The organism is Pseudidiomarina planktonica, assembly GCF_900177775.1.
GTDB classification, from domain to species: domain Bacteria; phylum Pseudomonadota; class Gammaproteobacteria; order Enterobacterales; family Alteromonadaceae; genus Pseudidiomarina; species Pseudidiomarina planktonica.
The window spans coordinates 1,516,459-1,528,353 of record NZ_FXWH01000001.1; the positions used below are offsets into that span (position 1 = coordinate 1,516,459).

The following is an 11,895-nucleotide window of genomic DNA, read 5'->3' on the forward strand; positions in this document are numbered from 1 at the left end:
CGTTCAACTAATTTTAAGCTTAGTACATAGATTTGCAGACAACAAAAAAGGCCGCTCAAACGAGCGGCCTTTTCACTATCCTAACTTAGGACTAACTTACCAACCGGTTTTTTCACGCAGTGCTTTACCGATATCGGCTAAGCTACGAACGGTTTTCACGCCAGCGGCTTCCAGTGCTGCGAACTTCTCGTCTGCAGTACCTTTACCACCTGAGATAATCGCACCGGCATGGCCCATACGTTTACCTGGAGGTGCAGTAACACCAGCAATGTAAGAAACTACCGGCTTGGTTACGTGTTCTTTGATGTACTCAGCTGCTTCTTCTTCAGCAGTACCACCAATTTCACCAATCATAACAATAGCTTCTGTTTCTGGATCTTTTTCGAACAGTTCCAGAATATCAATGAAGTTAGAGCCAGGAATTGGGTCGCCACCAATACCAACACAGCTAGACTGACCAAAACCTTCGTCAGTAGTCTGTTTAACAGCTTCATAAGTCAAAGTACCTGAACGTGACACAATACCCACTTTACCTTTCTTGTGGATGTGGCCAGGCATGATACCAATTTTGCATTCATCAGGAGTAATAACGCCTGGGCAGTTTGGACCAATCATGCGCACGCCTTTGTGCGTTAAGTATTCTTTAACGAACAGCATGTCTAACGTAGGAATACCTTCAGTAATACAAACAATCAGCTCGATGCCAGCGTCGGCAGCTTCAATGATTGAATCTTTACAGAATGGCGCTGGTACGTAGATAACAGATGCAGTAGCACCAGTTTTCTCAACCGCTTCACGAACAGTGTTGAATACCGGTAAGCCCAGGTGCGTTTGACCGCCTTTACCCGGAGTTACACCACCAACCATTTGCGTACCATAAGCAATTGCTTGTTCAGAGTGAAAAGTACCCTGACCGCCAGTGAAACCCTGGCAAATTACTTTGGTGCTTTTATCGATCAAAATGCTCATTATTGACCTCCTGCCGCAGCAACCACTTTATCGGCAGCGTCAGACAGACTCGCTGCTGCAATAATGTTCAGGCCACTTTCTTTTAATTTGTCTCTGCCAAGTTCAGCGTTGTTACCTTCTAAACGAACAACTACCGGAACTTTAACGCCAACTTCTTCAACGGCACCAATAATACCTTCAGCAATCATATCGCAACGAACGATACCGCCGAAAATGTTAACCAGTACGGCTTTCACATTGCTATCAGATAAAATGATTTTAAATGCTTCAGAAACGCGCTCTTTGGTTGCTCCGCCACCAACATCCAGGAAGTTAGCCGGCTCGCCGCCACTTAACTTAACGATGTCCATGGTCCCCATTGCCAAGCCAGCACCGTTGACCATACAGCCAATGTTACCGTCCAGAGCAACGTAGTTCAGCTCCCATTTCGCAGCACGGGCTTCACGCTCGTCGTCTTGCGAAGGATCGTGCATTTCTTTAATTTTTGGCTGGCGATACAAAGCGTTACCGTCAATGTTCACTTTACCGTCTAAGCAATGCAGATTGCCTTGCTCGGTAATAACCAGCGGGTTAATTTCTAACAGTGCGAAGTCGTACTGTTCGAACATTTTAGCCAGACCCATAAAGATCTTGGTGAATTGCTTCACTTGATCCGGGTTTAAGCCCAATTTAAAGCCAAGTTCACGACCTTGGTATGGCTGTGCGCCAACTGTTGGGTCAATAATTGCCTTCAGGATTTTTTCTGGAGTTTCTTCAGCAACTTTTTCAATTTCAACGCCACCTTCAGTTGATGCCATGAACACGATCTTACGTGATGCACGATCAACTACGGCGCCTAAGTACAATTCCTGATCAATGTCAGTCAGGCTTTCTACCAAAATTTTAGAAACTGGCTGTCCGTTTGCATCTGTTTGATATGTGACCAGGTTTTTACCCAACCAGTTTGATGCAAATGCGTGCACTTCGTCAGTGCTGGACACTAATTTAACGCCGCCCGCTTTACCGCGGCCGCCTGCGTGAACCTGAGTTTTAACAACCCATTTATCACCGCCGATACGTTTTGCGGCTTCAACTGCTTCATCAGCTGTGTCTACTGCAAAGCCTTCAGATACTGGCAAACCGAACTCTCTAAAGAGTTGTTTGGCCTGATACTCATGCAAGTTCATGATGCTCTTCCGATTCGTTTGAACAACAAAAGCAGCCGCAGCTGCTTACCCGAATTTCGCGCCGAATAGTACGTGATTCAACGCTAAAAAAACAGCCGCAAACCGTTCTTTCAACAATAGTTCAACAGGTTTGCGGCTGGTTTCACTGCTTATACGTCTAATAATAGACGCTGTGGGTCTTCCAGCAACTCTTTAATAGTTACCAGGAAGCCTACGGATTCTTTGCCATCAATAATGCGGTGGTCGTATGAAAGCGCCAGATACATCATTGGCAGAACTTCAATTTTGCCATCTACTACCATGGCCCGGTCCTGAATTTTGTGCATACCCAGAATCGCGCTTTGTGGCAAGTTCAGAATTGGCGTAGAAAGCAGCGAACCGAACACACCACCGTTAGTGATAGTAAAGTTACCGCCTTGCATGTCGTCCATGGTCAACTTGCCATCACGACCTTTCACCGCTAATTCTTTAATGTTTTTCTCAACGTCAGCCATACCCATTTTGTCGGTATCACGTAACACTGGAGTTACCAGGCCACGCGGCGTTGAAACGGCAATGCTGATGTCGAAGTAGTTGTGATACACAATGTCATCGCCATCAATAGAGGCATTTACTTCTGGGAAGCGTTTCAGCGCTTCAGTTACGGCTTTCACGTAGAAACCCATAAAGCCCATACGGGTACCATGGCGCTCTTCAAATACGTCTTTGTATTTGCTACGCAGGTCCATAATTGGCTTCATGTTCACTTCGTTAAAGGTGGTTAACATGGCCGTTGCGTTTTTCGCTTCCAGCAGACGTTTTGCAATGGTTTTACGCAAACGCGTCATTGGCACACGTTTCTCGTCGCGGCCACCTTTACTGACAGAAGTAGAAGTGTCTTGTGACGCTTTACCTTTGCTTTCTTTGGCTGCTTTCACGTGATTCTGCACGTCTTCTTTCGTAACGCGACCACCTTTACCGGTGCCTTTTACATCTGCAGCTTTTAAGTCGTGCTCAGACAGCAAACGGCGTACCGCCGGGCCAGCAACTTCTTTGTCGTCGTCACTGTCATCAGCGTCGCTTTTGCTTGCGCTTGAGTCTTCGCTCTTCTTCTCACTGCCGCTGTCGCCGCTATCGCCATCGCCTTTAGACACGATACCAATAATGTCGCCAGCACCAACAGTAGTGCCTTCTTCTTCTTTAATTTCTTCCAGCACGCCATCAGCAGGTGCCACAACTTCCAGCACCACTTTATCGGTTTCAATATCAACCAGATTCTGATCACGCTTCACTTTGTCACCAGCTTTCACATGCCAAACAGCGATAGTGGCATCAGCTACTGACTCAGGCAAGTCAGGAACTTTCACTTCAAACTTCTCATCTGAACCTGACTTTTTCGACGTTTTAGCGGCAACTTTTTCAGAGTCTTTGTCTTCGTCGTCAGACTTAGATTCTTTTTTCTCTTCTTTGCTGCTGTCTTCTGAGCCTGAGTTGCCGCCGTCGCCTTCTTCAAGCTTACCGATCACTTCTTCGGCATTAACGGTAGTGCCTTCGTCAGCAATAATTTCGCCGAGCACGCCGTCTGCAGGTGCAGTCACTTCCAGCACTACTTTGTCGGTTTCAATATCGACCAAGTTTTGATCGCGTGACACTTTATCACCTGGCTTCACATGCCAGGTTGCAATTGTTGCATCTGCAACAGATTCAGGAAGTTGAGGAACTTTAATTTCAATCGCCATGGTCAATCTTCACCTTTTAATGGTTAGCGCGTCGTCGACAAGTTTTTGCTGTTGCTTGTTGTGCTCAGAAATATAACCCACCGCAGGTGCCGCTGAAGCGTCACGTCCGGCATAGCTTAACTCTGCACCTTTCGGAATACTGGCACGGAAATGATGCTGGCTACTATACCAAACACCTTGGTTTTGTGGCTCTTCCTGACACCAGACAAAATCCTTCACGTGCTTATAATCTTTCATAATGTCAGCAACTTGCTCAGCGGGGTACGGATAGAGTTGCTCAATACGAATAATCGCAACGTCGGTTTGTTCCCGCTTGCGGCGTTCGGTTAGCAGGTCGAAATAAACCTTACCTGAACATAACACCACTCGTTTTACTTTTTTCGGATCTAAATCATCAATTTCAGGAATTGCATTCAGGAATTCACCATCAGCTAATTCACTCAAATCTGATACTGCCAACTGATGACGTAACAATGATTTTGGCGTCATCACTATTAACGGCCGGCGCACCGGGCGCAACTGCTGACGACGAATCATATGAAACACCTGAGCTGGCGTAGTTGGCACACATACCGACCAGTTATGATCGGCAGATAGCTGCAAGAAGCGCTCAAGGCGTGCTGAGCTATGCTCAGGCCCCTGGCCTTCATAACCATGCGGCAACAATAATGTCAGGCCACATAAGCGACCCCATTTTTGTTCACCAGAGCTCAAGAATTGATCGATAACTACCTGAGCACCGTTTACGAAGTCACCAAACTGGGCTTCCCACATAACCAATGCTTTTGGCTCTGCTGTTGCATAACCATACTCGAACGCAACTACGGCCGCTTCAGACAACACCGAATCATATATTTCGATTTGAGCTTGCCCATCACGCACGTGATTAACTGGCATGTAGGTAGAGCCGTCTTTCTGATTGTGCAATACCGCATGACGGTGGAAGAAAGTACCACGACCACTGTCTTGCCCAGTTAAGCGAATGCGGTGACCGTCATCTACTAAGGTAGCGTACGCTAGTGTTTCTGCAAAACCCCAGTCGGCTTTTTTCTCGCCTTCAGCCATTTTCACGCGTTCGTCATAGGCCTTTTTCACACGAGAGTTCAGCTTGTGATCTTTCGGATACTGACAAATCGCTTTACCCAGCTTCTGGATTTGTTCCATGCTGATTTTGCTATCAAAAGCGACATCCCATTCATTACCAATGTATGGGCTCCAGTCAACCGAATGAGCTTTCATGGGTCGATATTCATCAACCACAATCTCGCCTTTATCAAGCTGATCGCGGTAGTCACTAACAAAGTTCTTCACTTCGTTTTCGTCTACTACTTTGCGTTCTTCTAAGCGTTTGGCATAAATTTCGCGGGTTACCGGCTGCTTCTTCACTTTTGCATACATAACCGGTTGCGTTGCGCTTGGTTCATCTGCTTCGTTATGGCCATGCCGACGATAACAAACCAAATCAATCATCACATCACGCTTAAAGGTGTTGCGGTAATCCAAGGCTAGCTGAGTTACAAATACTACGGCTTCAGGATCATCGCCATTCACGTGAAATATTGGTGCCTGTACCATTTTGGCAATATCTGTACAGTACTGCGTAGAACGAGCATCTTCACGCTTCGACGTGGTGAAACCAACCTGGTTGTTAATCACAATGCGAATCGAGCCGCCAACCTGATAGGCGCGGGTTTTCGACATATTGAAGGTTTCTTGCACTACGCCCTGACCAGCAATAGCAGCATCACCATGAATGGTAATGGGCAGTACTTTGCTGCCATCTTTACAACCCAGGCGATCCATACGCGCACGTACCGAGCCCATAACTACCGGATTCACAATTTCCAGGTGAGATGGGTTAAACGCCAAGGCTAAATGCACATCGCCGCCCGGAGTGGCGTAGTCTGACGAGAAGCCCATGTGATACTTCACGTCACCTGAACCTTTATTCTCGCCATGTTTACCGGCGAACTCATCAAATAAGTCTTGTGGCTTTTTGCCCAGTACGTTTACCAGCACGTTTAAACGGCCACGGTGGGCCATGCCAATAACGACTTCTTTGGCGCCCTTTTCACCAGAGCGGCTAATCAATTCTTTTAACAGTGGTACTAAGCTGTCACCACCTTCTAAAGAAAAACGCTTCGCACCCGGGAATTTTGACCCCAGATACTTTTCCAGGCCGTCAGCGGCAACCAATTCTTTTAGAATTTGTTTGGCGCGATCAGCAGAAAATTCAGGATTACCCAACTGCCCTTCCAGCCGCTGTTGAATCCAACGCTTCTCTTCGGTTGACACGATGTGCATATATTCTGCACCAATCGAGCCACAATAAATTTGTTCCAGAAGCTTGTGAATATCGCCCAGCTTCATGGTTTCTTTGCCAACGGCTAAAGAACCAACGTTAAATTCCTGGTCGTAATCACTTTTGGTAAGCTCATGATATTCCAGCGATAAATCTGGAACCTCGGCTTGCTTCCACAAATCAAGTGGATCAAGTTTGGCATGCTGATGACCACGGAAACGATACGCGTTGATCAACTGCAGTACTTTAACTTGTTTTAGGTCGGGAGCGCCGGTAACAACAGTTCCGGCTTGCTTGAGCTTATTCTTCGCCAGCTCACGGAACTCGTCGCGTATCACGCTGTGTTTGGTGTCACGAGTACCTTCATGAGGGAGTTCGTCGAAGAACTTCCGCCATTCTTCTCCAACGGCTGTTGGATCATCAAGGTAAACTTCGAAAAGTTCCTCTATATATGCAGCATTACCACCAGCAAGGTGGGAGGATTCTAGCCAGGCTTGCATTACGCCGTCTTGCATCGCTGTTCCTTCACACTCGTTTATAAAAAAATAGCCATCCGAGCTGGATGGCTATTTCGATACAGCTCGGCCATAACTATAGCAAATCTAAGCAGTTTCGCTAAACTGCCCGATTCAATAGCATGGATTTGATGTGTCCAATAGCCTTAGTTGGGTTTAAGCCTTTCGGGCAAACACTTACACAGTTCATAATACCGTGACAACGGAATACGCTGAATGCGTCATCCAAATCATCCAATCGTTCTTCGGTTGCTGTATCACGAGTATCGGCTAAGAAGCGATAAGCATGTAACAGACCTGCCGGACCAATAAATTTGTCCGGATTCCACCAGAACGATGGGCATGATGTAGAACAACATGCACACAAAATACACTCGTATAAACCGTCCAGCTCCGCTCGTTCTTCAGGCGACTGCAACCGTTCACGCGCAGGTGGATTCTTGTCGTCGTTGATTAGGTATGGTTTTACTTTTTCGTATTGCTTGTAGAACTGACTTAAGTCAACAATCAAGTCGCGCACTACCGGTAAACCAGGTAGTGGACGCACCACAACATTTTTACCGCGTAACGCTGACAGCGGAGTGATACATGCCAGGCCATTTTTGCCGTTCATGTTCAAGCCGTCAGAACCACACACACCCTCACGGCATGAGCGGCGGAATGCTAATGTTGGATCTTGTTCTTTCAACTTCAGTAATACATCAAGCACCATCATGTCGCGGCCTTCTTCAACCTCGAGCGTGTAGTCCTTCATGTATGGAGCATTATCTACATCCGGATTGTAACGATAAACTGATATCTTCAACTTCTTCATCGTTGCCACCTAACTTAGTAAGTCCGCGCTTTTGGCGGGAATGCGTCACGCAATTTCGGTTGCATGTTTACGCTACGTTTTACAACTGAATCATCCGCTGGACGGAACACTGTATGTGCCAACCAGTTTTCATCATCACGATCCGGATAATCTGCACGGCTGTGCGCACCACGACTTTCCGTACGGAAGTTCGCTGAAACTGCTGTTGAGTAAGCAGTTTCCATCAGGTTGTCCAGTTCCAGACATTCAATACGTTGGGTATTAAAGTCAGCACTAGTGTCATCCAGACGCGCATTGTTCAGACGCTCACGAATTTCTTTCAATTCTTTCAGGCCATCAGCCATAGCATCGCCTTCACGGAATACCGAGAAGTTCAGCTGCATGCATTTCTGTAAATCTTTCTTCACCTGCACCGGATCTTCACCCTTCTGGGTAGAGTTCCAACGGTTCATGCGAGCCAGCGCCGCATCTACGTCGTCTTCTGACGCATCACGCGCTTCAGTATTCGCAGCTAAGGCTTCACCTAAGTGCATACCGGTGGCGCGACCAAACACCACTAAGTCGAGCAGTGAGTTACCACCAAGACGGTTAGCGCCGTGTACAGATACACAAGCGATTTCACCACAGGCGAACAAGCCCTGAATTGGTTTCACGTTACCGTTATCGTCAACGCTTAAAGCCTGGCCATCAACGTTGGTTGGAATACCGCCCATCATATAGTGACAGGTAGGAATAACTGGAATCGGCTCTTCAGCAGGGTCAACGTGAGCAAAGGTTTTCGCCAAATCACAAACGCCCGGCAAACGACTTTCCAGCACATCACGACCCAGGTGGTCCAGTTTCAGCTTAAGGTGAGTACCCCATGGGCCTTCACAACCACGACCTTCACGAATTTCCGTCATCATTGAACGTGCTACCACGTCACGTGATGCCAAATCTTTCGCATTTGGTGCATAACGCTCCATGAAGCGTTCGCCGTCTTTATTCAACAAGTAGCCACCTTCACCGCGGCAACCTTCAGTTACCAACGAGCCTGCACCGGCAATACCGGTTGGGTGGAACTGCCACATTTCCATGTCCTGCACTGGCACGCCAGCACGCAGTGCCATGCCAACACCGTCACCAGTGTTAATGTGAGCATTGGTAGTTGAAGCGTAAATACGACCTGCACCACCAGTGGCCAGAACCACAGCCTTGGCTTTAATAAAGAATACTTCACCAGTTTCAATATTTAGTGCCGTCGTACCGACAATGGCGCCGTCTTGATTTTTTACTAAATCAAGCGCATACCACTCCGACAATACCGTAGTTTTGTTCTTCACGTTTTGCTGATACAGCAAGTGCAGCATAGCGTGACCAGTACGGTCAGCGGCTGCAGCTGTACGGGCGGCTTGTTCGCCACCAAAAGATTTAGACTGGCCGCCGAATGGGCGCTGGTAAACCTTACCGTTTTCGAAACGAGAGAATGGCAGACCCATGTTCTCCAGTTCTAAAATAGCTTCCGGACCGGTTTTACACATGTATTCGATAGCGTCCTGGTCGCCGATATAATCGGAACCCTTAACGGTATCAAACATGTGCCATTCCCAGTTGTCTTCATGCGCATTACCTAAGGCAACGGTAATACCGCCTTGCGCAGACACTGTGTGTGAACGCGTTGGGAATACTTTGGACATGAGCGCGCAGCTCATGCCAGATTCCGATATTTGTAATGCAGCACGCATGCCTGCACCACCTGCGCCGATTACAACGGCATCAAATTCTAGAGTTTGTACGCTCACTTCAGACACCCTCCACAGGCCACACAATCAGTAAACCGGCTAACCAGTAAACGATAAGTGCAACGCTGACAGTAAATTGGACTAAGGCACGTAGGCCGGTGTTCTTCACGTAATCTGTAATAACCTGCCAGATTCCGATCCAACCATGAATCAATACGGCGGTAAGCGCCAACATGGTGTAAATCTTCATGCCCATGTTTGCGAATAAATTGGTCCAGACGGCGTAAGTAATAGTGTCCACTGACACCATAAAAGCCACCAGGAAAATCGCGTAGGTAGCCAGAATAACGGCTGTTGCGCGCAGTAAAATATAGTCGTGCGTGCCGCTACGACCAAAAGTGGATGCCACTTTTACCATAACCATACCCCCGCTAACACTGACAGAATAATAGCTCCTACAAACACAGCGTTGGCGCTGAGGTTGCCAGACTTAATCTCTTCCCAATAACCCATGTCCATAACTAAGTGACGTATGCCTGCTAATAAGTGCAAACCAAGTGCACTCAAAATACCCCAGGCGATAAACTTGGCCACAAAGCCAGTCATCAGGTCTTTGATGAAACTAAAATCTGCTGCTGAATTCAGTGATAAAGCTAATGCCCACACCAGTAAACCAATAGCGACCAGCATGATCACACCAGAAGTACGATGCAAAATAGAAGCTTTAGCAGCGGAAGGAAAATGAATTGTTGTTAAATCAAGATTTACAGGTCTTTGTTTTTTCACGTTGTTTTGCCTTTATTAAAAGCATTGTAAACATGCTCAGGACAACAGATTCACCAATTAGCTTAAACATCTACCTTACACTAAAGGAGAACCTACCCTCTCGCATCCCCAGATTGGGGACCCTGTTTAGATCGCAGCAAAGTATATCGGGCGATACAAAGAATTACAATGAATTCACCGCCTGAATTCGCGATTTGTAAAGAATAACGAAAGGAATCATGAACAAGATCAATAATTGAATTACAACGAAAAAAAACAATCCTACCTTGGTCGTATTTTGTAATTCAAATGACTCATTTATAACCTATACTTAAGAATTGTGTATGGATGCCAAAAAACTGCATTTTTTCTCTGTTTTGATCTTTATTGATAATCCTGAGTAAGTTTAAACGCCCGTTTGGTAAAATTGACAAGCGGGGGCTAAATCGAGTTAAATTAGCGTCCTTTTTTGTAATGAAGCAGCAACAACGAGGAGATTTCCTTATGGCTGATCGTAAAGCCACCCTGCAGATTGACGGCCAATCGATTGACCTTCCGGTCTTGTCTGGTACCGCCGGCTACGATGTTATTGACGTGCGCACTTTAGGCAAACATGGCTTCTTTACCTTCGATCCTGGCTTTTTAGCCACAGGTTCATGTGAGTCTAAAATTACTTACATTGACGGTGAACAAGGTATTCTTCTGCACCGCGGTTACCCAATCGATCAGTTGGCTACCGAAGCGGATTATTTAGAAGTATGTTACATGCTGCTGCACGGCGAAGCGCCGACGGACGCTGAGTACACTAAATTTAAAGATACTATTACCAAGCACACTATGGTGCATCAGGGTATTCATAACTTCTTTAACGGTTTCCGTCGCGATGCCCATCCAATGGCGATGCTGTGTGCGGTAACTGGCGCATTATCATCGTTTTATCACGATGACCTGGATATTCACGACGAGAAGCAACGTCGTCGTAGCGCTTACCGCTTGATTGCCAAAATGCCAACGATTGCGGCTATGGCATATAAATTCAGCATTGGTCAGCCATTTGTATACCCGCGCAACGAACTGTCGTATTCAGAAAACTTCCTGAACATGATGTTCTCAGTGCCAGCGGAAGACTACAAACTGAATCCTATTATTGCTAAAGCAATGGATCGTATTTTCACGCTACACGCCGATCACGAGCAAAACGCATCAACCTCAACAGTGCGTTTAGCTGGCTCATCAGGTGCTAACCCGTATGCGTGTATCGCAGCTGGTGTCGCTTCATTGTGGGGCCCGGCACACGGCGGCGCCAACGAAGCCTGCTTACGTATGCTGAAAGAAATCGGTTCGGTAGACAACATTCCGAAGTACGTAGAAAAAGCCAAAGACAAGAACGATCCTTTCCGTCTGATGGGCTTTGGTCACCGTGTTTATAAGAACTTTGACCCACGCGCTACCGTTATGCGTGACACCTGTCACGAAGTTCTAAACGATCTGAACGTTGATGATCCTTTGTTAGACGTAGCTATGGAACTGGAGCGCATTGCGCTGGAAGACCCATACTTCGTTGAGAAAAAACTATACCCGAACGTAGACTTCTACTCAGGTATTATTCTGAAAGCTATTGGTATTCCTACCAATATGTTTACCGTTATCTTTGCGCTGTCGCGCACGGTTGGCTGGATTTCGCACTGGCACGAAATGATGAGCGAAAGTAACCAGAAAATCGGTCGCCCACGTCAATTGTATACGGGTGCAGAAAAACGCGATTTTAAACCAATTAAGAAGTAATGGTTAATGATTGCAGCAAAGGCGCCTTCAGGGCGCCTTTTTTATTGCTCATCAATAAGTTGGTAATTTTCGCTAATAATTAGTGAAAACTTTCACACATAATTACAACACCGCCCTTCTATCACACCCGCCTATTTATA

General features: G+C 46.6%; 9 protein-coding genes. 1 reads left to right on the forward strand and 8 read right to left on the reverse strand.

All coding sequences use genetic code 11. The features are described 5' to 3' along the window. Positions 1-96: 96 nt before the first annotated feature. The 8 genes from sucD to sdhC all read right to left on the reverse strand — a co-directional run bounded on the left by sucD (position 97) and on the right by sdhC (position 9,991). The gene (sucD, locus tag CCE91_RS07230; RefSeq protein WP_086434522.1) at positions 97-969 is read right to left on the reverse strand and encodes a succinate--CoA ligase subunit alpha; all 873 of its coding nucleotides are present in this window, start codon (positions 967-969) and stop codon (positions 97-99) included. After that, positions 969-2,135, reverse strand: a complete 1,167-nt coding sequence (gene sucC / locus CCE91_RS07235; RefSeq protein WP_086434523.1) for an ADP-forming succinate--CoA ligase subunit beta — start codon at positions 2,133-2,135, stop codon at positions 969-971. Before sucC ends, sucD begins: the two co-directional genes overlap by 1 nt. A gap of 149 nt (positions 2,136-2,284) precedes the next feature. Next, positions 2,285-3,853, reverse strand: a complete 1,569-nt coding sequence (gene odhB / locus CCE91_RS07240; RefSeq protein ID WP_086434524.1) for a 2-oxoglutarate dehydrogenase complex dihydrolipoyllysine-residue succinyltransferase — start codon at positions 3,851-3,853, stop codon at positions 2,285-2,287. Positions 3,854-3,862: 9 nt separating this feature from the next. Beyond that, positions 3,863-6,670, reverse strand: a complete 2,808-nt coding sequence (locus tag CCE91_RS07245) for a 2-oxoglutarate dehydrogenase E1 component (protein WP_086434525.1) — start codon at positions 6,668-6,670, stop codon at positions 3,863-3,865. Positions 6,671-6,770: 100 nt separating this feature from the next. Beyond that, positions 6,771-7,484 (reverse strand): succinate dehydrogenase iron-sulfur subunit, encoded by a 714-nt coding sequence (locus CCE91_RS07250; protein ID WP_086434526.1) that lies wholly within the window; start codon positions 7,482-7,484, stop codon positions 6,771-6,773. A 14-nt stretch (positions 7,485-7,498) separates the two neighbouring features. Next, positions 7,499-9,265: a succinate dehydrogenase flavoprotein subunit gene (gene sdhA, locus CCE91_RS07255; protein ID WP_086434527.1), complete on the reverse strand. Its 1,767-nt coding sequence runs from the start codon at positions 9,263-9,265 to the stop codon at positions 7,499-7,501. 1 nt (position 9,266) lies between these two features. Further along, positions 9,267-9,623: a succinate dehydrogenase, hydrophobic membrane anchor protein gene (gene sdhD, locus CCE91_RS07260; RefSeq protein ID WP_086434882.1), complete on the reverse strand. Its 357-nt coding sequence runs from the start codon at positions 9,621-9,623 to the stop codon at positions 9,267-9,269. After that, positions 9,617-9,991, reverse strand: a complete 375-nt coding sequence (sdhC, locus tag CCE91_RS07265; RefSeq protein ID WP_086434528.1) for a succinate dehydrogenase, cytochrome b556 subunit — start codon at positions 9,989-9,991, stop codon at positions 9,617-9,619. The genes sdhD and sdhC overlap by 7 nt, the downstream gene beginning before the upstream one ends. Positions 9,992-10,474: 483 nt before the next feature. On the opposite strand from sdhC, the gene CCE91_RS07270 reads away from it, so the two are divergent. Continuing rightward, positions 10,475-11,755 carry a citrate synthase gene (locus CCE91_RS07270; RefSeq protein ID WP_086434529.1) on the forward strand — a complete coding sequence of 427 codons (1,281 nt, stop codon included), beginning with the start codon at positions 10,475-10,477 and terminating at the stop codon, positions 11,753-11,755. Positions 11,756-11,895: the final 140 nt, after the last annotated feature.